The sequence below is a fragment of the Catenulispora sp. EB89 genome (genome assembly GCF_041261445.1).
Taxonomy (GTDB): Bacteria; Actinomycetota; Actinomycetes; order Streptomycetales; family Catenulisporaceae; genus Catenulispora.
Genome location: NZ_JBGCCU010000005.1, coordinates 416,859 through 438,300, shown reverse-complemented (window position 1 = coordinate 438,300; position 21,442 = coordinate 416,859). Strand labels below are relative to the sequence as shown.

Here is a 21,442-nt window from a genome sequence, read left to right as displayed (position 1 = left end):
ATTAACAGGACGCTAAGCAGCGTCAGAGCGAGTCCCGTCTTTCGAACCAAAGCGCGGATCATTACGCTCTGCTTCCAGCTCGCGCGCGCGAGCCTCCGCACGCTTCTGAGGGTTCTGCGACACGACGATGAGCCTGATGACGTAGATGAACGCCACCGCCACTACAAAAGACGGAACGTAAAGGCCCAGATTGCCCATCATCGTGTCGCTTCCCCCTCGGCTGAACGAGGCGTTTGTCGGTGCGGCCAGACTACCTACGCCGGCTTCACGAACGGGAACAGGATGGTCTCCCGAATCAGGCGGCCGGTGAGCGCCATCAGAATCCGGTCGATACCCGCCCCGATGCCGCCGGCCGGCGGCATGGCGTACTCCAGCGCGCGCAGGAAGTCCTCGTCCAGCTGCATCGCGTCCGGGTCGCCGCCGGCGGCCAGCAGCGACTGCTCCGTGAAGCGCTCGCGCTGGTCCACCGGGTCGATCAGCTCGGAGTAGCCGGTGCCGATCTCCGCGCCCCAGCCGACCAGGTCCCAGCGCTCGGCCAGGCGCGGGTCCCGCCGGTGCGCCCGGGTCAGCGGCGAGACGTCCTTCGGGAAGTCCCGGTAGAACGTCGGCTGCACGGTCTTGTCCTCGACCAGGTGCTCGTACATCTCCAGCACCACCTGGCCGCGGGTCCAGCCCGGCGCGTAGGGGATGCCCGCGGCGTCGCAGAGCTTCTTCAGCGCGCCGATCTCGGTGTCCGCGGAGACCTCCTCGCCGAGCGCGGCGGAGATCGCGTCGTTGACCGTGACGGACTTCCAGTCGCCGCTGATGTCGAACTCCTCGACCTCGCCCTCGGCGTTCACCCGCCGGGCCACCTGCGACCCGAAGATCGCCGCGGCGCCCTCCTGGATCACCGACTGCGTCAGCTTCTGCATGACGTCGTAGTCGCCGTAGACCTCATAGGCCTCCAGCATGGTGAACTCGGGGCTGTGCGTGGAGTCCGCACCCTCGTTCCGGAAGTTCCGGTTGATCTCGAAGACCTTCTCCACCCCGCCGACCAGCAGCCGCTTGAGGTAGAGCTCCGGCGCGATGCGCAGGTAGAGCTTCATGTCGTAGGCGTTGATGTGCGTCTCGAAGGGCCGGGCGTTGGCGCCGCCGTGGATCGGCTGCAGCATCGGCGTCTCGACCTCGGTGTACCCGCGCTCGGCGAGGCTGGAGCGCAGCGAGCGCACCAGGTCCGAGCGGGTGAACAGCATCCGCCGCGCCTCGGGGTTCACGATCAGGTCGACATAGCGCTGCCGCACCCGCGCCTCGGGGTCGGTGAGCCCCTTGTGCTTGTCCGGCAGCGGCCGCAGGCACTTCGAGGTGATGGCCCAGCTCTCGACCATGATGGAGAGCTCCCCGCGCCGCGAGGTGATGATCTCACCAGTGACCCCGACCAGGTCCCCGAGGTCGACGTCGCCCTTCCACTCCTCCAGCGACTCCGCCCCGAGCCGGTCCAGCGAGAACATCGCCTGGATCTCGAACTCGCCCTCCCGCAGCGTGGCGAAGCAGAGCTTGCCCCCGGTCCGCGACAGCACGACCCGCCCGGCGATCCCGGCCCGCTGCCCGGTGGCGGTGTCCGCCTCCAGGTCGCCGTACTCGGCGCGCAGCTCCCCGATGGTCGCGGTCCGCGGATACCCGACCGGATACGGGTCCACGCCGCGCTCGCGCAGTTTGTCCAGCTTCTCCCGGCGGATGCGGATCTGCTCGGGGAGGTCGGACTCGGGCTGCGCCGGAGGCGGGGTGGTTTCGGTCATGGGTCAAGGCTACTTGGCCGGGTTCACCGGGTCGCAACCGAATACCACGTGGCGGGCGGGGCGTCGCCGGCCGGTCCAGGCGGCGGGGCGGTCGGGGTGACTCCGGCCGGTGTTCGCGGGCGCTGCCAGGATCTCGGCGATCGCCACGCAACACGCGAACGGGACGGCGGCCGAACCGTTTCCGGTCGCCCGCCGTCCCGCTTGTCCCGCTGTCCCGCTTGTCCCGCTGTCCCGCGCACTCTTGAGGAATCAGCTCCCGCTGTTCCGCTCATAGACCAGCCGCAGCCCGACCAGCGTCAGCCACGGCTCGTGCACGTCCACGACCTCGGACTCGTCCAGCACCAGCGACGCCAGCCCGCCGGTGGCGACCACCGTCACGTCGTCCGGATCCTCGGCCATCTCCTCGGCCATCCGGTGCACCACTCCGTCGACCTGCCCCGCGAACCCGTAGAGGATCCCGGACTGCATGCACTCGACGGTGTTCTTCCCGATGATGCTCCGCGGCTTGGTCAGCTCGATCTTCCGCAGCTGCGCCCCGCGCATCCCCAGCGCCTCGACCGATATCTCGATCCCGGGCGCTATGGCGCCGCCGAGGAACTCGCCCTTGGCCGAGACCGCGTCGAAGGACGTCGCCGTCCCGAAGTCGACCACGATCACCGGGCCGTCGTAGAGGTAGTGCGCGGCCAGGGCGTTCATGATCCGGTCCGCGCCGACTTCCTTCGGGTTGTCGACCAGGATCGGCACGCCGGTCTTCACTCCGGGCTCCACCAGCACCGTGGGGACGTCCCCGTAGTGCCGCTTGCTCATGTCCCGCATCTCGTGCAGCACCGACGGCACCGTGGAGCAGATCGACAGCCCGGTCAGGCCGCCGGGCTTGCCCGCCGTCGGGTGCTGGCTCAGCAGCCCCTGCGTCATCACCGAGAGCTCGTCGGACGTCCGGCGCGGATCCGTGGCCACCCGCCAGTGGTCGACGATCTCCTCGCCCTCGAACAGCCCGTAAACGGTCTGCGTGTTGCCGACGTCAATGGTCAGAAGCACAGAGCTACTTCCCTTCTTCGCGGAAGTCCGAGCCGATGTCCAGGATCGGCGCCGAGTGGGTCAGCGCGCCGATCGAGAGGTAGTCGACCCCGGTCTCGGCGACGGCGCGGGCCAGGTCCAGCGTCAGCCCGCCGGACGCCTCCAGCCGAGTCCGGCCGTACAGCTCGTTGCGCCCGGTGATCTGCACCGCCGCGCGCATCCGCTCCGGCGTGAAGTTGTCCAGCAGGATCAGCTCGGCGCCGGCCGCGAGCACCCCGGGCAGCTGCTCCAGCGAGTCGATCTCGACCTCGATCGGCAGCCCCGGGTGCGCCTTGCGCACCGCCTCGAAGGCCTGCACGACGCCGCCGGCGGCCACCACGTGGTTGTCCTTCACCAGACCGGCGTCGGACAACGTCATGCGGTGGTTCACGCCGCCGCCGCACCGCACTGCGTACTTCTCCAGAGAACGCAGCCCGGGCGTCGTCTTACGGGTGTCACGGATCTTCGCGCCTGTGCCCTCTACCGCGTCCACCCAGAGGCGGGTCTGCGTAGCGATCCCTGAGAGGTGACACAGGAGGTTCAACGCAGTGCGTTCGCCAGTAAGGAGATCCCGCGTAGCGCCGGTGACAGTGAACAGGACAGTGCCGGGCTCCACCCGGTCGCCGTCCTTCACCACCTGCTGGATCTTCGCCGTGCCCTGCGACACGAGGTCGAACACCGCCGCGGCCACCGGAACCCCCGCGGCGACGCCCGGCGCGCGCGCCGCGAAGTCCGCGGTGTCCATCGCGTCGGCCGAGACCGTCGCCTCGGTCGTGACGTCCGGCCCGTCGGCCAGGTCCTCGTCCAGGGCCATCATGATCACCGAAGCCACGTACTCCGGGTCCAGCCCACCATCGATCAGCGCCTTGGCGACGTCCGGGGACAACGAGCTCATCAGGGCTTCACTCCATCCATTTCTGCACTGCGCAGCGGCTGCTTCTCAGTGACCAGCTTCCCGGTCCCGGGATCCAAACGCGTCGCCAGGCGCACCAGCCAGCGGTCCCCGCTGTCCGGGAAGTCCTCACGCCAGTGCGACCCGCGAGTCTCGTTGCGCAGAGCCGCACCCTTCACCAGCGCGCTGGCCAGCAGGTGCAGGTTCGTCGCCTCCCACGCCTCCAGGTGCGGGGCCTCGGAGGCGTGCCCGGCCAGCTGCTCCAGTTCGCCGGCGGTACGGTCCAGCGACTGCGCACTGCGCAGGACACCTGCGCCGGCGGTCATGGTGTGCTGCACCTCGGCCATCACCGACGGCTCCAGCAGAACGTCTTCCACGTCCTCAGGAGCCTCTACCGGAACCGGAGTCTCCGTCCACGGCAGACGCTTGGCGAGATCCGCACCGATGCGCTCTGCGAAGACGAGTCCTTCCAACAAAGAGTTGGACGCCAAGCGGTTCGCTCCGTGCACTCCGGTACAGGCGGCCTCTCCACACGCGTACAAGCGCGGGATAGAAGTACGTCCCCATATATCCGTCCGCACGCCTCCGGACGCGTAATGCTCCGCCGGCGCCACCGGAATCAGATCCTTGGCCGGGTCGATCCCGTGCTTGAGGCAGGACTCGCGGATGGTGGGGAACCGCGTACGCCAGTACTCGTCGGAGAACTCCGCGACACCGGTCCGCGCATCGAGCCACATATGCGGCTCTCCGGTCTCCGCCATACGCCGCATGATGCCCTTGGCGACCACGTCACGCGGCGCCAGTTCGGCCAGCGGATGCTGCCCGACCATGAAGCGGACCCCGCTGCCGTCCACCAGGTGGGCGCCCTCGCCGCGGACCGCCTCGGAGATCAGCGGCTGCTGGCCGCGCGCCGCGCCGCCCAGCCACATCACCGTCGGGTGGAACTGCACGAACTCCAGGTCCGCGACCTCCGCGCCGGCGCGCAGCGCCATGGCGACGCCGTCCCCGGTCGCCACGGAAGGGTTCGTCGTGGCGTCGAAGACCTGCCCCATGCCGCCGGTGGCCAGCACCACGGCCTTGGCGTGCACCGCGCCCACGCCGTCGCGCGCGCCCTCGCCCATGACGTGCAGGGTGACGCCCGCGGCGCCGCCGTGCTCGTCCTTGAGCAGGTCCAGAACCAGCGCGTGGTCGATGACCTCGATCTCGCCGATGGTGTGCTCCAGCGCCGCGATCAGCGCGCGGGAGACCTCCTTGCCGGTGGCGTCGCCGCCGGCGTGCGCGATGCGGTCGGCCAGGTGCCCGCCCTCGCGGCCCAGCGCGATGGCGCCGTCCGCGGTCTTGTCGAACTCGGCGCCGAGCGAGATCAGCCGCCGCACCGCCGCCGGGCCCTCGGTGACCAGCACCCGCACGGCGTCCTCGTCGCAGACTCCCGCGCCGGCCACCAGCGTGTCCTGCAGATGCGCCTCCGGACTGTCCCCGACACCGAGCGCCGCGGCGATGCCGCCCTGCGCCCACCGGGTCGACCCGTCCTGCAGGCGCGCCTTCGTCACCAGCAGCACGCTGCCGGCCTGACGCGCCGCCAGCGCCGCCGTGATGCCGGCCACGCCGGACCCCACCACGACGGTGTCCGCGTACGCCCGCCACCCCGGGTGGGGTGCCCTAAGCCGCTGGACCATCTCAATCGCCCCTCACGTACCGGTGGTAGGCCGGTACCCCGTCAGTTCGCGGTGACGTCGCCCCGGCTCAATACCTGTGAACCCGGCACCGGCTCGGCCGGATCGGCCCCGAGGGCGACGATCCGGTTCTCGGTGTCGACGTGCACCACCTTCGGCTGAAGACTACGCGCCTCCGCGTCGTCCACCTGCATGTAGGAGATCAGGATGACCAGGTCCCCGGGGTGCACGAGACGTGCGGCGGCACCGTTGATGCCGATCACGCCGGTGCCCCGCTGCCCGGGTATGACGTAGGTCTCAAGGCGCGCGCCGTTGTCGATGTCGACGATCGCGACCTGCTCGCCGGACAGCAGGTCGGCGGCGTCCATCAGGTCCTCGTCGATCGTGACCGAGCCCACGTAGTGCAGGTCGGCCTGGGTGACCGTGGCCCGGTGGATCTTGGACTTGAGCATCGTGCGGTACATCAGCGCGCTCCGGGGGTGGTGAGGGTGAGGGGGAGGTTGTCGATGAGGCGGGTCGTTCCGACGCGGGCCGCCAGAGCGAGCACGGCCTCTCCAGAGAACGTCGGAGAGACTTCCGAGAAGTCCCGCGGGTCGACCAGTGCGAGGTAGTCCACATCGATCCGGCCGGCGGCCACGGCGGGTTCCAGGACGGCGTTCGCGGCTCCCCGCACCGCGTCCGCGCCCTCCGCGGTCTTCGCCTGTCCGGCGAACAGTGCGCGCGACAGAGTGAGCGCCGTAGTGCGCTCCTCAGGGCTGAGGTAGCGGTTCCGGCTGGACTTGGCGAGGCCGTCCTCGTCGCGGACTGTCGGAACGCCGACGATCTCCACCGGCATGTTCAGGTCCAGCACCATGCGGCGCACCAGAGCGAGCTGCTGGGCGTCCTTCTGTCCGAAGAACGCCATGTGCGGGTCTGTCAGGTTGAGCAGCTTGTTCACGATGGTCAGGACGCCGGTGAAGAAGCCGGGACGGAACGCACCCTCCAGCACCTCCCCCATCGGCCCCGGAGTGACCTTCACGATCGGCTGCCCACCCGGGTAGACCTCCTCCACGGCCGGCGCATAGACGACGTCCACTCCGGCCTCTGCGCAGAGCTTGAGATCGTCGTCGAGCGTGCGCGGGTACCGGTCGAAGTCCTCGTTCGGGCCGAACTGGAGCGGGTTCACGAAGATGGTGGCGACGACCAGGTCGCAGTCGTGGCGGGCCTTCTTCAGAAGCTCCAGGTGACCCTCATGGAGAGCCCCCATGGTCATGACGACTCCACGCTTCCCATTGGCGAAGCCATCCAAGAAGGGCTGAAGTTCGGCGCGGGTGTGGACGAGCGCGGTCATGCGTCAGACTCCTTGTTCAGCACTCCGAGCAGGGATTCGGCCTTCTCCGCGGAGAGCATCCCGGATGCCATGGCACGGTCCGCGGTGAGGCGTCCCAGAGCGCGGTAACCCCGGGCGGCCTGCGGGTCGTGCTCCGCCAGCACCTCCAGGTGCGCCGCGACGGTCCCGGCGTCCCCGCGCGCCACCGGCCCGGTCAGGGCCAGGTCGCCAGAGCGCAGCGCGTTGTCCAGCGCGGCGCCGAGCAGCGGGCCGAGCATGCGGCCCGGCTCCCGGACCCCGGCCGCGGTGAGCAGGTCCTCGGCCTGCGCGACCAGGGTGACCAGGTAGTTCGAGCCGTACGCGAGGGCCGCGTGGTAGAGCGGCCGCGCCGTCTCCTCGATCCACTCCGGCTCGCCGCCCATCTCCACCACCAGGGCCTCGGCGATGGGCCGGAGCGGGTCCGGGGCGGTCACCCCGAAGGAGCAGCCGGCCAGCCGCGCCACGTCCACCTCGGTGCCGGTGAAGGTCATGGCCGGGTGCAGGGCCAGCGGCAGGGCGCCGACGCGGGTGGCCGCGTCCAGGACGGTGAAGCCGAAGCGGCCGGAGGTGTGCGCCAGTATCGTGCCCGGCTTGATCGAACCGGTCGCCACCAGGCCCTCGATCAGGCCCGGCAGCGCGTCGTCGGGAACGGTGAGCAGCGCGAGGTCGGCGCCGGCCAGCACCTCCTGCGGCGGCAGGAGGGGCACGCCGGGCAGGAGTTTGTCGGCCCGGCGGACTGACTGCTCGGACACGCCGGAAGCGGCGACCACGCGGTGGCCTGCGCGCTGCAGGGCGGCGCCGAGGGCCGAACCGACGCGGCCGGTACCGACCACGCCTACGGCCAGGCGGGACTCTGCGGAATCCATGGGCTCTCTATCTGTCAACGATCCAGTCCGCTGTGGGTACCAGTCGTATCAAAATGATGGCGGCCTCAGCGTATCCCGATGCGGGCTTCACGGTCATCATCGCGGTCCTTCTGGGAAGATCTGTATCTCTGCAACAATCGCCCCATGCCACGCTCCACGGACTCCATCAGCGAGTTCACCAGGGAGTTGCTCGGCCGTGGCCACACCACGCTGCGCTCCGGGATCGAGCACTCGGTGCGGGCCTTCCGGCTGCACGGCGTGCGGCACTGGTTCAACCGCGAGCGCGACGCGTTCATACAAACGCTCAAGACCGCCCTGGCCTGCGCCGTGGCCTGGGAGATCGCCAAGCGTGTGATCTATCACGGCCATCCGCAGTTCCACGCCGTCCTGGCGCCGGTGGCCGTCCTGATCACCATGCAGGTGACCATCTACCAGACCTTCCGGCGCGGCCTCCAGCAGGTCGCGGCGGTCCTCCTGGGCGTCTTCGCGGCCCTGGCGCTCGGCCGGTTCGTGGACCTGACCTGGTTCACGCTCTCGGCCCTGGTGATCGTGGCGTTGATGATCGGCCGGACCCTGCGCCTGGGCACCCAGGTCAACCAGGTCGCGACCACCTCGCTGCTGGTCTACAGCCTGGGCCGCGGCTACGGCGTCGAACGCATCTGGGACACGCTGGTCGGCGCCGCGGTCGGCGTCGTCGCGAACGCGCTGGTCGCGCCGCCGACCTACAGCGACACCGCGGCCAAGGACCTGGCCGACCTGGCGGACGACTTGGCGCAGCTCTGCAGAGACGTCTCCAAAGCTCTGGGCTCCGAGTGGTCCGCGGCGGACTCGAAGAAGTGGCTGGAGCGCTCCCGCGCACTGCGCGGCGACAGCGCGGACGCCGAGGACATCGCCGACCAGGCCGAGGAGGCCGTCCGCTACCACCCCCGGCGCTCGGCCCTGGAGCCGGAGGTCAACCGCGTCGACCAGGCGGCGATCTGCCTCAGTCACGTCTCCTCGCAACTCAACAGCCTGCTGCGGGGCCTGAACGACCTCGCCAACGGCGCCCGCGGGCTGCCGGCGAGCACCGAGGTCCCCGAGGCCCTGGCGATACTGCTGCTGGACGTCGGCCGCGCCCTGAACCGCTTCGGCCGGCTGCAGATCCCGGACCGGGACAGCCGCCAGGTGTTGGAGGAGCTGAAGGTCATCATCACCGCCGCCGCGGACCATCAGCTCTCGGCTATAGAGGACATGCTCCCTATAGGAGCGTTCGCCGTAGAGAAGTGGTCCGTACACGGCTCGCTGCTCGACGAGGTGCGCCGCATGCTCTACGAACTCGATCCGGTGGACGGACCGCACGCGCTGGCGATCCCTGCGATCCTGCCCGCGCCGGTACCCAGCTCGTCCACATAGCGGTGCGCCGCAAGGAGTGGGTCGTTTGTCCCGCGCACAGTCCCGCGGAATCTGGGGATGATGCGCGGTATGACTTTCCTGGACCAGAGCGACCGGACCACCCTGGCCGCCGCGCGCCTGTTCGCCGAGCACGAGGACGGCACCGTCGTCGGCGAAGACGCGGGGATGCTGATGGTGGCGTCAGTGCGTCCCTTCCTGCGGTCGCTGTTCTACAGCTCCGCACGGCGGTTCGATCGCACAGTGCCGGCGGAGAAGGCCATCGCGGCGCTCCAGTCCTTCGGTGCCGAACACGGCCAGAAGTTGAACTTGTGGGCATCGGTCGATGGCGACGCGGACCTCATAGCAGCCGCTGAGGCCGCCGGTATGGCCCGCGGTATCGAGCTGGAGGATATGGGGATCGCCTCCGCGCCGGCCGTCCCGACGCCCGGCCCCGAGATCGAGCTCGCGGAGGTCCGCGACCCGGAGGAGGCGGACGCCTTCGCCGAGGTGCACCGCGCCCTCCGCATCGAGGCGGAGCAGGACCCGGAGACAGTGACGCACTTCGCTTCGCACGCCGTTCTGCTTGACCCGCATGTCCACGCGTTCGTCGCCTACTTCGAGCGGGAACCGGCCGCGTGCGCCTTGGCGCTCCGGCACGAGGACTCCGCCGGGCTGTACTGGGTCGCCACCAAGACGTCCGCACGTAAGCGCGGACTGGGTGCTCTGGTCTCCGCCGCCGCTGTCGACGGCGCCTTCCAGGCCGGAGCGAAGAGCGCGACCCTGACCGCCACCGCTCTCGGCGCGCCGGTGTACCGGCGGCTGGGGTTCGAGCGGTTCTCAGGACGCGTGCGGTATTCGTTCTAAGAAGTCTAAGAACACTAAGAAGAATGGGGCGTGCTCCCTATGAAAGGAGTACGCCCCATTTGGCACTGTCAGAGGACTACTTGAGCTTCGTCCCCACAGAGCGCAGGTCCGTGCACGCCTCGACGACGCGCGCGGCCATGTTCGTCTCCGCCGACTTGCCGTAGGTGCGCGGGTCGTAGGTCTTCTTGTTGCCGACCTCGCCGTCGACCTTCAGGACGCCGTCGTAGTTCTTGAACATGTGGTCGGCGATCGGCCGGGTGAAGGCGTACTGCGTGTCGGTGTCGATGTTCATCTTCACCACGCCGTAGTCCAGGGCCTCGCGGATCTCCTCCAGAGTGGAGCCGGAGCCGCCGTGGAAGACCAGCTCGAACGGCTTGTCGCCGTGGCCGGGGTGCTTGGCCGCGACCGCGTCCTGCAGGTCCTTCAGGATCGCCGGGCGGAGCTTGACGTTGCCCGGCTTGTAGACGCCGTGGACGTTGCCGAAGGTGGCCGCCAGCAGGTAGGCGCCCTTCTCGCCGAGGCCGATCGCGTCGACGGTTTTCAGCGCGTCCTCGGGGGTGGTGTAGAGCTTGTCGTTGATCTCGTTGGCGACGCCGTCCTCCTCGCCGCCGACGACACCGATCTCCAGCTCCATGATGATGTTCGCCGCGGCGCACTTGGCGAGCAACTCCTGCGCGATCTGCAGGTTCTCGTCCAGCGGCACCGCGGAGCCGTCCCACATGTGGGACTGGAACAGCGGCTGCTGCCCCGCCTTCACCCGCTCGGTGGACACCTCGATCAGCGGCCGCATGAAGCCGTCGAGCTTGTCCTTCGGGCAGTGGTCGGTGTGCAGGGCCACCGTGACGTCGTAGCGCGCGGCCACCACGTGGGCGAACTCCGCCAGCGCCACCGAGCCGACGACCATGTCCTTCACCGAGCCGGACAGGTACTCCGCGCCGCCGGTGGAGATCTGGAGGATGCCGTCGCTCTCGGCCTCGGCGAAGCCCCGCAGAGCGGCGTTCAGCGTCTGGGAGGAGGTCACGTTGATCGCGGGGTAGGCGAACCGGCCGGCCTTGGCCCGGTCCAGCATCTCGCGGTAGACCTCAGGGGTCGCGATAGCCATCGCTGTTGTCTCCTTGGGTGGGACGGTCGCACTCGATTAGCGCTGCTGGGGCGCAGTTTACCGGCTGCGGTGGCGACCGCTCGAGGCGACCGAATCCTGGTCGGACGCGGCGTAGCCGGAGGTCCCGGCAGCCTTGGCCTTCTTGGTCTTGCGCCACTCGAAGACGATCGGCAGCAGCGACAGCAGCACGATGACCAAGGTGATCGGGATGATGTACTTGTCCACCTTGCTGGGGCTGATCGCGTTGCTCGCCAGACGGCCGAGCAGCAGCACTCCGTCGGCCCAGATGATCCCGCCGACCAGGTTCGCCATGAAGAACTTCTTGGCGGGCATCTCCAGGACGCCGGCGACCGGGTTCATGAACGTGCGCACGACCGGGATGAAGCGGGCCAGCACCACGGCCTTGGTCTCGCCGTAGCGGTGGAACACCTCCTCGGCCTTGTTGACGTGCTCGCGCTTGAACAGGCGGCTGTCCGGCTTGTCGAACAGCGGCCGCCCGAAGCGCGCGCCGAGATAGTGGCCGAGCTGCGCGCCGGCGACGGCGCAGACCGGGACGGCCAGCAACAGCAGCGGCAGCGACAGGTGGTGGGTGTTGGTCACGCCCGCGGACTGCTTGCCCGACAGAGTGAGCAGACCGGCGATGAACAGCAGCGAGTCGCCGGGCAGGACGAAACCGATCATCAGACCGGTCTCGGCGAAGATGATCGCGCAGACGCCGAGCACGGCGAAGTTGCCGAGCGCGTTGATCCAGTCCGTCGCGGAGATCGGATTGAAGGCCATGAAGTGGGCCAGAGATGAGGTCACAGGTCGAGGCTACCTTGTCATTACTACAGCGTGTGGCAGTTGGCGGGATCCAAACGGTTCCCGGCCTGGTCAGGCCGGGACACGAGCAGCGACATGAGCCGTTTCGACCGGTTCGTCGGACCGCGTGCGGACCGAGTACGGATCGAGCCGGATCGACTCGGCGCGGGCGGGGGGCCGCCGGCGCCGGTCAGCTCGTCTGGTGCAGCGAGCCCACCATACCCAGCAGCGCCGAGTCGTACTGCGGGTTCGCCGACACGACCGTGGCCACCGCGAAGGTGGTCGGCGCGGCGGCGCCGGGCGCGGCGTTGAGCTTCCACAGCATCGGCTGCACGCCGGGACCGGTGTCGCAGGTCACTGCCCACTCGTGGTACTCGGCCGTGGCTGCTGTCGCCTGTCCGGGCTGCGCCGCCAGTTCGTACTTGTCGGAGGAGCGCAGGAGCGTCGAGTCCTTCACCATGTCGGTGCTGCTCCCCGACGTGGCCGTCGGGCAGACGATGTCCGAGGTGGAGGACACCGTGGCCGGCCACCAGCCGGTGTCCTTGGCCGCGGTGCTCAGCGGCCAGCTGTTCGCCGTGGCGTCGGTCTTGAGGTAGAGCGCGTCCACGCCGCACGGCAGAGCCGCCGCGGTGTTCGCGGCCGCAGGAGCCGGGTGGCCGCTCAGCGTCACACACCCGGAGGTCTTCGACGTCGAGGTGAACTGCCAGCCGGCGGTCACGGTGAGGCTGAGCGTGCCGAGGCTCTGCGGGGTGCCCCCGACCGACGCGTTCTGCATCGGCGTGGTCGAGCCGTTGGTGGGCGCGCTCGAGGTGCCTCCGCTGCCCGGGCTGGCTGTCGTGGCGCTGCCGGAGCCCGAGGGCAGCTGCGCGCCCACGAAAACTCCGCCGGCCAGCGCGGCGGCGACGGTGACCGGCACCCACATCCGGCGCCACGACCACCAGGACTCGCGCCGAGCCCGCACCCCCGCCGTGTGCTCGTTCGGCGGGATGCCAGGCCTGAGCGTGGAATGCGTGACGAGTTCACTGCGTGCCTGAAGGGCGGCACGCAGCCTCGTCTCGATCTCTAGCTCGTCCTGCTGTTCCACAGCCCGCACCCCAAAGTCTTGACACCCGATTAGGTTCTGGCAGGTAGACGCACGAACCACCACGCTGGTTGCGTCCGATTCGCGGTCAAGAACGCGGGCCCCTCACGGCGCCCGTTTTTTGTTGTCCTACACGCCGAGATCTCGATCAAACATCAAGAATCTTTCTCAAACATGAAGATCCCCCAGCGTGTAGACGGTGTAGTACGGCAGCCCCTCCGCGGCGATCGCCTCGGCGGCACCGGTGGCGCGGTCCACGATCGTAGCCACTGCCACCACCTCCGCACCGGCTTCCCTCAGAGCGCGCACGGCTTCCAGCGGAGAACCGCCGGTCGTGGAGGTGTCCTCGACCGCGAGCACGCGGCGGCCGGCCACCTCCGGGCCCTCGATGCGGCGCTGCATGCCGTGCGCCTTGGCGGCCTTGCGGACCACGAAGGCGTCCAGCGCCCGGCCGCCGGCGGCCGAGGCGTGCAGCATCGCGGTGGCGACCGGGTCCGCCCCCATGGTCAGCCCGCCGACCGCGTCGAAGTCCAGGTCCGCGGTCAGCTCCAGCATCGCGGTGCCGACCAGCGGCGCCGCGGTCCCGTCCAGCGTGATCCGCCGCAGGTCCAGGTACCAGTCGGCCTTCAGCCCGGAGGACAGCGTCACCTCGCCGCGCACCACCGCCTTGGCCTGGATCTCCTTCAGGAGGGCATCACGGGCTGAGGAAGGCTGGGCGACGATCGGTGCGTTGGACATGTACCCAAGGGTAGCCAACCCGGCGCCGCCGCCGATCGCCTTCCTCAGCCTCTCGCCTCGGGCCGAGGACTGCGCTTAGGCTCAACCGGGTGAACGTCGTGTCCGTGCCGTGTGCTGTCGGCTGTTTGGAGAACCGTCCGTGGCGATGATCTGTGCCGTCAGCTTCACCCGCTACGGCCGTCTGTATTACTACGCGCCAGGGCCCATCACCCCGCACGTGGGCGACAAGGTGCTGGTCCCCACGTCCGCCGGGCCGGAGGTAGCCGAGTGCATCTGGGCACCGCAGTGGGTCGACACCTACGAGGACGCGGAGATCGGCGGCCTGGACGAGCTCGTCGGCTTCGCCACGCCGGACGACCTGGCGCGCGACGAGCGCAGCCGGGAGCGGCGGGCCCGCGCCCGGGTGGTCGCCAAGCGGCAGATCCGCGAGCAGGGGCTACCGATGAAGGTGGTCGGCGTCGACTTCGTGGAGTCGGAGAAGCAGATCACGGTGTACTTCTCGGCTCCGCAGTACGTGGACTTCCGCGAACTGGTGCGAACACTCGCGCGAGAGTTGGACGCCCGCATTGAGCTTCGGCAACTGGGCGCCCGCGACGAGGCGCGGATCCAGGGCGGGATCGGGCCCTGCGGACGGGACACCTGCTGCTCGACGTTCCTTAAGGACTTCGAGCCTGTGTCGGTCCGCATGGCGAAGGACCAGGACCTGCCGGTGAACCCCCTGAAGATCTCCGGGGCCTGCGGGCGGCTTATGTGCTGTCTCAAGTATGAGCACCCGCTCTACGTGGAGACGAAGGCTAAGGCTCCCGCGCGCGGAGAGAAGGTACTGACGCCGGAGGGGCCGGGGCGGGTCGTCGGGCTGAACGTGCCGTCGGAGACCGTGAAGGTACGGCTCGACGAGACCGGACGGACGTGCTCGTGCTCTCTGGCCTCGGTCTGCGGGTCTCGTCAGGACTATGAGACTTCCCGTAAGGACGGCTCTATGCGTTGGGACGCGGAGTGAACATCCAACCCTGATCTCTCTGCTCCGGTTCTCCGTAGTCCTCAGGTACTCCTCCCGGCTGTGACATGGTGTGGAATCGGACGTTTCTGGATAGCTAGTCACAAACGATGACCGCGCCGCAGGAGGAGAACTGCCCGTGAATCCCAGTCCGACAGTACGGCGGGCCTTAGCGGTGGCGACCGCGGGCCTTCTCTTGACCACTGGGTGCGGCGGGAGTTCGCACGCGGCGCAGAAGCCTTCGACCCCCGGCGGACGCGGCGCCTCGGGCGGCGCGACCCCGACGGGCGCGCGCGGGAACGCGGCGTTGGCGAACGCCGACGTGGTCCCCGCGGACCTGCAGCAGTTCTACGACCAGAAGCCGACCTGGGCGCCCTGCGCGACGGACAGCAGCCTGCCCGGCTGGACCTGCGCGAAGATCACGGTGCCGCTGGACTACTCGGACCCCGCGAAGGGGACGACGTACATCATGGCGACCCGCAAGGCCGCCACCGGGCCAGCAGACCAGCGGGTGGGTTCGCTGCTGCTGAACCCCGGCGGCCCCGGCGGCGCGGGCATCGCCTACGCGCAGGACCCGAACGTGGTGACGAAGAACGTGGCGGCGCACTACGACATCGTCGGCTTCGACCCCCGCGGCGTCGGCCAGTCGGACCCGGTGCGCTGCCTGTCGGACGACACCGCGGCGATGGACGAGTTCGTCCAGGCGGACCCGATGCCCCACACCGACGCGCAGGTGGCGGAGGTCGTGAAGGAGTCACAGGCGATCGGCAAGGCCTGCGAGCAGAAGTCGGCCCGCATCCTGCCCTACGTCGGCACCCCCAACGCGGCACGCGACATGGACGTCCTCCGAGCGGTCCTGGGCGACGCCAAGCTCCACTACCTGGGCAAGTCCTACGGCACCTACCTGGGAGCCGTCTACGCGGGCCTGTTCCCCCAGAACACCGGCCGGCTGGTCCTGGACGGCGCCATCGACCCCACCCTGACCGCCAAGCAGATGAACATCGCCCAGGCCCAGGGCTTCGAGAAGCTGATCCGCGAATTCGCCGCCGACTGCGTCACCCAGACCAACTGCCCCCTCGGCACCGACGGCAGCACAGCAGTCGACAAGCTCATGACCTACCTCCAGTCCCTCCAGGACCACCCAGTCCCCACCCACGACGGCAACCGCACGGTGAACTACGGCCTCGCCCTCACAGCGGTCCTCCAGGTGATGTACGTCCCCCAGTACTGGAGCGACCTCCGCGACGCCCTGAGCGCCGCCATGAACGGCGACGGCACCCGCCTCCTCCAGTGGGCGGACCTCTACAACGACCGCACCAGCGGTACATACGACAATCAGACCGACGCCAACATCGCCATCAACTGCCTGGACCGCCCCGACCCCGACGCCGAGAACGCCCAGCAGATCGAGACCAAAGAGGTCCCGGACTACAAAACCCAAGCCCCCCTCCTCGGCGAAATGCTGGCCTGGGCCGACCTCTCCTGCGCCACCTGGCCGGTGAAACCACAAACCCAACCAGCCCCCATCACCGCCGCAGGCAGCGCCCCCATCCTCGTAGTGGGCACAAAAGACGACCCCGCCACCCCCTACCCCTGGGCCCAGGGCCTGGCCAAGCAGCTCCAAAACGGCCACCTCCTCACCTTCAACGGAAGCGGCCACACCGCCTACACCCGAGGCTCCCAGTGCATCGACAACGCAGTCGACAGCTACCTCATCCAAGGCACCGTCCCCCCCGCAGGGATCACTTGTGACGTCGGCGCCTAGCGTCAGGTACACTCGTGCACCGGCCCGCGGCGCACGCTGACGGGTCGGGCCTCCTTAGCTCAGTCGGCCAGAGCGACGCACTCGTAATGCGTAGGTCGTCGGTTCGATTCCGACAGGAGGCTCTCCTCTGACCAGGGCGTCCGCTGATCCGGCGGGCGCCTTTGTCGTTCCTCGGTGGCGCCGCCCGTGGCAGTTGTGGACCGGATGCGGCTTCTGCGCTGTGGTGCGACGCTGGTGAGACCGGGCCACCGGTCGGTCTCCCAGGCCAAGGGGGTATGCCCATGAGTCGGCGCAAGCGCTCGCGGGCCTTTACGTCGGTGTTCCTTCTTGTCGTGCTGACCGCTGCGGGCTGTGCGTCCGCGTCTGCGGGCAAGACGGGGAGTAGCAGCGCACCGGCACCGGCTTCTGGGGGCAGCGGTCCGAGTATCAGTCCGTCGGTCCCCACCGGGCAGCAGCTTGGCGCCGCGCTGCTCACTGCCGCTGACCTTGGCGGGAACTTCGTGGCCACTGGTCCCGGCTCCGGTAATGGCAGCGGGAGCGGCGGCGGCACGGGCGGCGGTGGCTCAAGTGGCGGCGGTGCGATCAGCAGCAGCGGCTGCCCGGCGCTCGACACGCTTGTCGGTGGCGGTGGTTCTGGGCTGGGTAATCGGCAGGAAGCCGATTTCTCCGCCGGCGCTACGGGTCCGTTTCTGGACGAGGTGCTCGTCGACGGTTCGCCAGGTGCGGCTGATGCCGGGTACGCACAGTTGAGCAGCGCACTCGCCTCCTGCAAGTCGTGGACGGTCACCAGCGGGGACGTGTCCCTGACGTTCGGCTTCACGCCGATCACGTTCTCCTCCGCGCCGGATACGACGGCGGTCAGGCTCGACGGTGCGTACCAGGGCTTCGAGCTCAACGGGTACATCGTCTGCGAGGAGCTCTCGCCTGTTGTGCTCGGCTATGTCTTCTTCCAGATCGGCAGTGGATCGTCGCAAGTCGCGTATGTCGACTTCAGTCAGGCGGTCGCGAAGGTGGAGCAGGTCCTGAGCCTCGGAACGGCTTCGCCGGTCTCGGTGTAGCGATGCTCTAGAGCTTGCCCAGGGCGGTCTTGGCCAGCGCCGTCAGCGCGTCGGCGACCGGCGGTGGGGGCAGGGTTTCGGGGTCGGAGCCTTTGCCGCCCTTGGAGATGCTGATGTCGACGGCGGTGGCGCCCTTGGCCGCGTAGATGTCGTAGATGTCGGCGCCGAGGCCGTAGACCAGTGCGCCAGCGTCGGGGCCGAGGGCGGGGACGGGTTGGGTTTGGTGGGTGCCTTGGATCTGGTGGATGAAGGCGGCGGGGCCGACCTGGATGATGACGTCGTCGGCCGCGCCCGCGCCGTCGAAGGTGCAGGAGCTGCCGTTGCCGCCGGCCGCCTGTTGTTCGACGCCGGGGGCCACGTCGTCGCCGAGGGCGGTCTTGGCCTGGTCCTGGGTAAGCAGGGAGCAGGCGGCGGGGAACTTGCCGTCGCCGTTGCCACCGGCGGGTGCGGATGGTTGGCCGAGGGGCGCGGTCGTCGACTGGCCGGATGCGGCGTTCTGCGGTGACGCACTCGACGAGCTCGACGAGCAGGCCGCGACGGCGAACGGCAGCGCTATGAGGACCGCGGCCAGTGTGATGCGGCGTCCGGTGTCGGTCATTTCTCCCCCTTCGATGCAACCCACGGTCGTGGGCTGCATCGAAGGTATGGAGTGGCCGCTGAGGTGCGTATCCGCGAAGTCACCTGTGTTTGTCTGTAGGCCCCTGACACATCTGCGGGAAGGATGTGCTGCCGAGGGGCTTTCGAGGCGGCGTCAGGCTCCGCAGTCGGAGGCCCCGTCGCCCTCTGCGATGCCCAGCACCAGCGGGTCCACCTCCGCCTGGAGCATCGGGTCGCCGAGGGGCTGTAGGTCGCCGTCGGTGCGGAGGTAGCGCTGGGCGAGGATGAGGGCCCGGTCGAGGTCGAGTTGGTGGGCTTCGATGAAGACGGCTTCGGTGCGCTCCCCCTCGTACGTCGTGTAGCCGTCGTAGGCGAGCGTGATGGCCGTGGTGCCCGCCTCCGCGGTGGCCAGGTACTCGCGGGCCGCGTCGATCGTCTCGGGGACGTCCGCGCCGGGGCTGACGGCGAAGCGCGTGAGGGTGGCGGTGCCGTCCTCGCGACGTGCGAAGGAGAAGGGCGTGAAGGGTTGGTCGGATAGTTGTGCGTTCTCCAGCGCGTAGTCCAGCGCGGTGAACACGAGCTCTTTGGTGCTGTCCGTGGTCTCGTCCCAGATGGTCACACGGTCAGCCTTACAGACCGGTCCCGCGCGCGGAGGCCTATTAGCCTGGCTCCATGAGTGGCGACTACAGGATGAAGCGGGCTTATAGCGCTGCGTCCCAGGCGGACGGCAAGCGGGTCCTGGTGGATCGGCTGTGGCCGCGCGGCGTGGGCCGGGAAGAGGCCGCGCTCGACCTGTGGCCCATCGATGTGGCGCCCTCCAACGAACTCCGGAAGTGGCTCCATGCGCACCGCGACGAGTACGCGGAGTTCGAAGCGCGCTATAACGCCGAACTCGAGGGAGACGCCCAACAGGCTGGGCTCGCAGAGGTGCGCGCTCTGCACGCCAAGCACACCGTCACGCTTGTCACCGCCGCCAAGGACGTCGAGCACAGCCACGTCCCCGTACTCGTCAAGCGCCTCCAGGAGGGGTCTTGAAAGGCGAGTAAAGCCCCTGCGGTACAAAGTTCTACGGCAAGTGGTCTGAAGAAGGCCGCAGAGACTCTGGAGTCCGGCACGGAGTAGCCGGGCGCCCTTATCTACAGGGGCGTCAGTTCACGGTCGCGGTGTCGTCGATCAGCCAGCTGTTCGAGCCGGTGTCGTAGTCGTAGATCGGACGCCCCTTCGCGCCGCTGGTCTGGAACGGCTTGCCGTGGTCGTCGATCCGCACGGTCCCGGACCGGCTCCCGCTGCTCCAGTCCAGCTCCAGGTACCACGCCACGTTCACCATGTGCGCGTGCGCATAGACGGTCAGCACCTGCGGATCGGACTGCGACACCTTGAAGGGGAAGTCCACCGCGGGAACCACGGTGTCGCCCTGCTGCCCCGCCTTGGGATTCGCCAGCGGCCGGTCGGCGTCCAGGTTGACGTCGAACGACACCGGCTGGATCCCGCTCCCGCACCCCGACGCCATGGAGAACGCGGACCAGGGCAGCGGCGCGGCCTTACTGACGGTCCGGACGTGCAGCCCCGACAGGACCACCGCGTCCGACGACGTCCCCTGCACCGCCAGCTCGATCTTCATGGTGCCCGCCGGCACGGCGCCCAGCGCGGCGGCCCAACCCCGGGCGTCCTGCTCGGCCGGCGGAGGAGGAACCTCGCTCGGCTTCCTGTTCAGCAGGTACCACTGCTCGCACTTGTCCTCCCACTGGTAGGGGCGGATGGTCACGGCTATAGGCAGAGCAGCCGAGGAAGAGGAAGACGCAGAGGAGGGCACGGCAGAACTGGAAGAGGACGCGCCAGACGAACTCTGTAGAGATGACGGGACGGAGGGAGAGGAGGGAGAGGCGGAGTTGAATGGGGAGGGAGCAGTAGAGGGAGAAGACGAACTCTGTAGAGAACCCGGCGCAGAGCCCGCAGCCGGATGACCACCGGATCCCGAGGACGCGAAAGCGGCACCGGCCACAGCCGCCCCGACTCCCAGGACGGCAAGCACAGCGAGCGCCGGAAGCAGGCGGCGCCGTCCTCGCGAAGAGGCGGGAGGGTCAGCAAAGGCAGAGACGTCAGGAGGCTCGACGGGAGGGAGTTCTGCAGAGGAAGCCGCCGGCTCCTCCGGAGCCGCCTCAGTAATCACCGCTGTCTCAGCGGCCGTTGAGGAACGCGCCTCAACCGCCGCCATCCAGAGCCGATAAAGCGTCGCCATTTCCGTCGCGGAGGCTCCCGTCAACCGCGCGAACTTCTCTATGACGCCGTACTCCGGGGGCACAGTCTCGCCCTGCACATACCGATGCAGCGTCGAGGTCCCCACGTGCAGCCGCTTCGCCAGGACCCCGTAACTCAGGCCCGACCGCTCCTTCAGATCGCTCAGCAGAGCGGCGAAACCCTCCGAACCCGACGCCACGCGGCTACCTCCCGTCCCGGATCGGCGTCCCATCCCAGACGCTAATCCGCAGCTCATGCTACGGGAAACCGTCCCGCACGCGACCCGGAGCCCTTCCACCCCCGGCGCGCCCCGCCCCGGGACGGACAAGCTCCGGAGTCATGACGAACCACATCACGCCGACCGCCAAGACCCTCCTCGCCGCCGCCCTTGCGGCCTCCGCCCTCCTGGGCCTGAGCGCCTGCGGCAGCGACACGTCCAAGCCCTCCGCAGCCGCCGCGGGCAGCCCGACCGCGAACCAGTCCCAGCAGTCCCCCGCGCCGAACGCCGCGACGACGGCCACGACCCAGGCGCCGGACGTGGCTCAGGCCTCCACGCAGGCGCAGGGCCAGCCGCAGGGCCAGCCGCAGAACCAGACGCAAACCCAGGCCCTCGCCACTCCGGTGACCAAGAAGCCCTCCGCCCCGAAGACCTCGACGCCGAAGCCCCCGAGGCCCTCCACCACCGCCGGCTCAGGCCTCGCCGCTGCCTGCACCACCGACCAGCTCAAGGGCACCGTCTCCGCCCTCGTCCGCCCCATCAACCACGTCCTGCTCACCGTCACCAACACCGGCGGCGCCGCCTGCAGCGTGTACTACTACCCCGACCTGCGCTTCGACGCCGACCAGCAGGCCGTCACGCAGCCCGTCGAGGACAGCAAGCCGCAGGCCGTGGTCACCATCGACCCGGGCCAGTCGGCCTACGCCTCCATCGGCACCTCCGCCGCCGACAGCTCCGCCGGCAAGGTCGAGCCCCAGGTGGAGGTGTTCCTGGAGTCCCGGGACCAGTCCGGCTCTCTGCCCGGCTCCCTGAAGCTGTCCCTGCCCAACGACACGGTCGTGGACCAGAACTCCGCGTTCGTCACCTACTGGCAGTACGACATGCAGAGCGCCATCGCCTGGTGAAGGTCCGGGGCAGGCCGACCCGCGCCCCGGCCGCGGGTCGGATGTCCGTGGTCCGGCGGTACGGAGAATCACCCGCGCCGCCGAACCACGGCACGCGA

At 69.1% G+C, this 21,442-nt stretch carries 23 protein-coding genes, 1 tRNA gene and 1 pseudogene; 9 read left to right on the top strand and 16 right to left on the bottom strand.

Features of this window, described 5'->3' with window-relative positions:
- Window positions 1-12: 12 nt before the first annotated feature.
- The 8 genes from ABH920_RS14150 to ABH920_RS14115 all read right to left on the bottom strand — a co-directional run bounded on the left by ABH920_RS14150 (window position 13) and on the right by ABH920_RS14115 (window position 7,610).
- The gene (locus ABH920_RS14150) at window positions 13-201 is read right to left on the bottom strand and encodes a hypothetical protein (protein WP_370349398.1); all 189 of its coding nucleotides are present in this window, start codon (window positions 199-201) and stop codon (window positions 13-15) included.
- Between the two features lie 53 nt (window positions 202-254).
- Window positions 255-1,775: a bifunctional lysylphosphatidylglycerol synthetase/lysine--tRNA ligase LysX gene (gene lysX, locus ABH920_RS14145; protein ID WP_370349397.1), complete on the bottom strand. Its 1,521-nt coding sequence runs from the start codon at window positions 1,773-1,775 to the stop codon at window positions 255-257.
- A gap of 249 nt (window positions 1,776-2,024) precedes the next feature.
- Window positions 2,025-2,813, bottom strand: coding sequence for a type III pantothenate kinase (locus ABH920_RS14140; RefSeq protein WP_370349396.1), 789 nt, complete (start codon window positions 2,811-2,813; stop codon window positions 2,025-2,027).
- A 4-nt stretch (window positions 2,814-2,817) separates the two neighbouring features.
- The gene (gene nadC / locus ABH920_RS14135; RefSeq protein WP_370349395.1) at window positions 2,818-3,726 is read right to left on the bottom strand and encodes a carboxylating nicotinate-nucleotide diphosphorylase; all 909 of its coding nucleotides are present in this window, start codon (window positions 3,724-3,726) and stop codon (window positions 2,818-2,820) included.
- The gene (locus ABH920_RS14130) at window positions 3,726-5,399 is read right to left on the bottom strand and encodes an L-aspartate oxidase (protein WP_370349394.1); all 1,674 of its coding nucleotides are present in this window, start codon (window positions 5,397-5,399) and stop codon (window positions 3,726-3,728) included. The genes nadC and ABH920_RS14130 overlap by 1 nt, the downstream gene beginning before the upstream one ends.
- A gap of 41 nt (window positions 5,400-5,440) precedes the next feature.
- Window positions 5,441-5,860: an aspartate 1-decarboxylase gene (panD, locus tag ABH920_RS14125; protein ID WP_194916274.1), complete on the bottom strand. Its 420-nt coding sequence runs from the start codon at window positions 5,858-5,860 to the stop codon at window positions 5,441-5,443.
- The gene (gene panC, locus ABH920_RS14120; RefSeq protein WP_370349393.1) at window positions 5,860-6,726 is read right to left on the bottom strand and encodes a pantoate--beta-alanine ligase; all 867 of its coding nucleotides are present in this window, start codon (window positions 6,724-6,726) and stop codon (window positions 5,860-5,862) included. Before panC ends, panD begins: the two co-directional genes overlap by 1 nt.
- Window positions 6,723-7,610, bottom strand: a complete 888-nt coding sequence (locus ABH920_RS14115) for a Rossmann-like and DUF2520 domain-containing protein (RefSeq protein WP_370349392.1) — start codon at window positions 7,608-7,610, stop codon at window positions 6,723-6,725. The genes panC and ABH920_RS14115 overlap by 4 nt, the downstream gene beginning before the upstream one ends.
- 144 nt (window positions 7,611-7,754) lie before the next feature.
- On the opposite strand from ABH920_RS14115, the gene ABH920_RS14110 reads away from it, so the two are divergent.
- Together ABH920_RS14110 and ABH920_RS14105 are read left to right on the top strand one after the other, a co-directional pair.
- Window positions 7,755-9,002, top strand: coding sequence for an aromatic acid exporter family protein (locus ABH920_RS14110; protein ID WP_370349391.1), 1,248 nt, complete (start codon window positions 7,755-7,757; stop codon window positions 9,000-9,002).
- 69 nt (window positions 9,003-9,071) lie between these two features.
- A complete protein-coding gene (locus tag ABH920_RS14105; RefSeq protein ID WP_370349390.1) occupies window positions 9,072-9,845 on the top strand; it encodes a GNAT family N-acetyltransferase in 774 nt (257 codons plus the stop codon).
- Window positions 9,846-9,921: 76 nt separating this feature from the next.
- On the opposite strand, the gene fbaA is transcribed toward ABH920_RS14105, so the two are convergent.
- From fbaA to pyrE, 4 genes are all read right to left on the bottom strand, one after another.
- Window positions 9,922-10,947, bottom strand: a complete 1,026-nt coding sequence (gene fbaA, locus ABH920_RS14100; RefSeq protein ID WP_370349389.1) for a class II fructose-bisphosphate aldolase — start codon at window positions 10,945-10,947, stop codon at window positions 9,922-9,924.
- 57 nt (window positions 10,948-11,004) lie between these two features.
- The gene (locus tag ABH920_RS14095) at window positions 11,005-11,751 is read right to left on the bottom strand and encodes a DedA family protein (RefSeq protein ID WP_370349388.1); all 747 of its coding nucleotides are present in this window, start codon (window positions 11,749-11,751) and stop codon (window positions 11,005-11,007) included.
- Between the two features lie 187 nt (window positions 11,752-11,938).
- Entirely contained in the window at window positions 11,939-12,832 is an 894-nt protein-coding gene (locus ABH920_RS14090) for a hypothetical protein (RefSeq protein WP_370349387.1), read from the bottom strand.
- 165 nt (window positions 12,833-12,997) lie between these two features.
- A complete protein-coding gene (gene pyrE / locus ABH920_RS14085; protein ID WP_370349386.1) occupies window positions 12,998-13,567 on the bottom strand; it encodes an orotate phosphoribosyltransferase in 570 nt (189 codons plus the stop codon).
- Window positions 13,568-13,712: 145 nt separating this feature from the next.
- On the opposite strand from pyrE, the gene ABH920_RS14080 reads away from it, so the two are divergent.
- The 4 genes from ABH920_RS14080 to ABH920_RS14065 all read left to right on the top strand — a co-directional run bounded on the left by ABH920_RS14080 (window position 13,713) and on the right by ABH920_RS14065 (window position 17,387).
- A complete protein-coding gene (locus ABH920_RS14080; RefSeq protein WP_370349508.1) occupies window positions 13,713-14,567 on the top strand; it encodes a stage 0 sporulation family protein in 855 nt (284 codons plus the stop codon).
- Between the two features lie 193 nt (window positions 14,568-14,760).
- Entirely contained in the window at window positions 14,761-16,329 is a 1,569-nt protein-coding gene (locus tag ABH920_RS14075; protein WP_370349385.1) for an alpha/beta hydrolase, read from the top strand.
- 48 nt (window positions 16,330-16,377) lie between these two features.
- Window positions 16,378-16,451 (top strand) — tRNA-Thr (locus tag ABH920_RS14070).
- A gap of 159 nt (window positions 16,452-16,610) precedes the next feature.
- Window positions 16,611-17,387: a hypothetical protein gene (locus ABH920_RS14065; protein ID WP_370349384.1), complete on the top strand. Its 777-nt coding sequence runs from the start codon at window positions 16,611-16,613 to the stop codon at window positions 17,385-17,387.
- 7 nt (window positions 17,388-17,394) lie between these two features.
- Here the strand turns inward: ABH920_RS14065 and ABH920_RS14060 are convergent, their stop codons facing one another.
- Both ABH920_RS14060 and ABH920_RS14055 read right to left on the bottom strand, forming a co-directional pair.
- Entirely contained in the window at window positions 17,395-17,985 is a 591-nt protein-coding gene (locus ABH920_RS14060) for a hypothetical protein (protein WP_370349383.1), read from the bottom strand.
- Between the two features lie 153 nt (window positions 17,986-18,138).
- Entirely contained in the window at window positions 18,139-18,603 is a 465-nt protein-coding gene (locus tag ABH920_RS14055) for a hypothetical protein (protein ID WP_370349382.1), read from the bottom strand.
- Window positions 18,604-18,656: 53 nt separating this feature from the next.
- Between ABH920_RS14055 and ABH920_RS14050 the strand changes: the two genes are divergently transcribed.
- Complete coding sequence (locus ABH920_RS14050) at window positions 18,657-19,019, top strand: DUF488 domain-containing protein (protein WP_370349381.1); 363 nt, start codon at window positions 18,657-18,659, stop codon at window positions 19,017-19,019.
- A gap of 112 nt (window positions 19,020-19,131) precedes the next feature.
- Here the strand turns inward: ABH920_RS14050 and ABH920_RS14045 are convergent, their stop codons facing one another.
- Window positions 19,132-19,749: a hypothetical protein gene (locus ABH920_RS14045; protein ID WP_370349519.1), complete on the bottom strand. Its 618-nt coding sequence runs from the start codon at window positions 19,747-19,749 to the stop codon at window positions 19,132-19,134.
- On the opposite strand from ABH920_RS14045, the gene ABH920_RS14040 reads away from it, so the two are divergent.
- Window positions 19,742-19,948, top strand: coding sequence for a hypothetical protein (locus tag ABH920_RS14040; RefSeq protein ID WP_370349518.1), 207 nt, complete (start codon window positions 19,742-19,744; stop codon window positions 19,946-19,948). The two genes, ABH920_RS14045 and ABH920_RS14040, sit on opposite strands and share 8 nt — an antisense overlap.
- 275 nt (window positions 19,949-20,223) lie before the next feature.
- Here ABH920_RS14040 and ABH920_RS14035 read toward each other — a convergent pair.
- Window positions 20,224-20,454, bottom strand: a pseudogene (locus tag ABH920_RS14035) (helix-turn-helix domain-containing protein); the annotation flags it as partial.
- 107 nt (window positions 20,455-20,561) lie between these two features.
- Between ABH920_RS14035 and ABH920_RS14030 the strand changes: the two are divergent.
- The gene (locus tag ABH920_RS14030) at window positions 20,562-21,344 is read left to right on the top strand and encodes a DUF4232 domain-containing protein (protein WP_370349380.1); all 783 of its coding nucleotides are present in this window, start codon (window positions 20,562-20,564) and stop codon (window positions 21,342-21,344) included.
- Window positions 21,345-21,442: the final 98 nt, after the last annotated feature.

Excerpts from the sequence above, each read along its gene's own strand:
- panD (WP_194916274.1), bottom strand. The coding sequence starts at position 5,860 with ATGTACCGCACGATGCTCAAGTCCAAGATCCACCGGGCCACGGTCACC.
- nadC (WP_370349395.1), bottom strand. The coding sequence starts at position 3,726 with ATGAGCTCGTTGTCCCCGGACGTCGCCAAGGCGCTGATCGATGGTGGG.
- ABH920_RS14130 (WP_370349394.1), bottom strand. The coding sequence starts at position 5,399 with ATGGTCCAGCGGCTTAGGGCACCCCACCCGGGGTGGCGGGCGTACGCG.
- pyrE (WP_370349386.1), bottom strand. The coding sequence starts at position 13,567 with ATGTCCAACGCACCGATCGTCGCCCAGCCTTCCTCAGCCCGTGATGCC.
- lysX (WP_370349397.1), bottom strand. The coding sequence starts at position 1,775 with ATGACCGAAACCACCCCGCCTCCGGCGCAGCCCGAGTCCGACCTCCCC.
- ABH920_RS14080 (WP_370349508.1), top strand. The coding sequence starts at position 13,713 with ATGATCTGTGCCGTCAGCTTCACCCGCTACGGCCGTCTGTATTACTAC.
- ABH920_RS14150 (WP_370349398.1), bottom strand. The coding sequence starts at position 201 with ATGATGGGCAATCTGGGCCTTTACGTTCCGTCTTTTGTAGTGGCGGTG.
- ABH920_RS14060 (WP_370349383.1), bottom strand. The coding sequence starts at position 17,985 with ATGACCGACACCGGACGCCGCATCACACTGGCCGCGGTCCTCATAGCG.
- ABH920_RS14040 (WP_370349518.1), top strand. The coding sequence starts at position 19,742 with ATGGTCACGGCTATAGGCAGAGCAGCCGAGGAAGAGGAAGACGCAGAG.
- ABH920_RS14105 (WP_370349390.1), top strand. The coding sequence starts at position 9,072 with ATGACTTTCCTGGACCAGAGCGACCGGACCACCCTGGCCGCCGCGCGC.
- ABH920_RS14050 (WP_370349381.1), top strand. The coding sequence starts at position 18,657 with ATGAGTGGCGACTACAGGATGAAGCGGGCTTATAGCGCTGCGTCCCAG.
- ABH920_RS14115 (WP_370349392.1), bottom strand. The coding sequence starts at position 7,610 with ATGGATTCCGCAGAGTCCCGCCTGGCCGTAGGCGTGGTCGGTACCGGC.
- ABH920_RS14110 (WP_370349391.1), top strand. The coding sequence starts at position 7,755 with ATGCCACGCTCCACGGACTCCATCAGCGAGTTCACCAGGGAGTTGCTC.
- ABH920_RS14030 (WP_370349380.1), top strand. The coding sequence starts at position 20,562 with ATGACGAACCACATCACGCCGACCGCCAAGACCCTCCTCGCCGCCGCC.
- fbaA (WP_370349389.1), bottom strand. The coding sequence starts at position 10,947 with ATGGCTATCGCGACCCCTGAGGTCTACCGCGAGATGCTGGACCGGGCC.
- ABH920_RS14065 (WP_370349384.1), top strand. The coding sequence starts at position 16,611 with ATGAGTCGGCGCAAGCGCTCGCGGGCCTTTACGTCGGTGTTCCTTCTT.
- panC (WP_370349393.1), bottom strand. The coding sequence starts at position 6,726 with ATGACCGCGCTCGTCCACACCCGCGCCGAACTTCAGCCCTTCTTGGAT.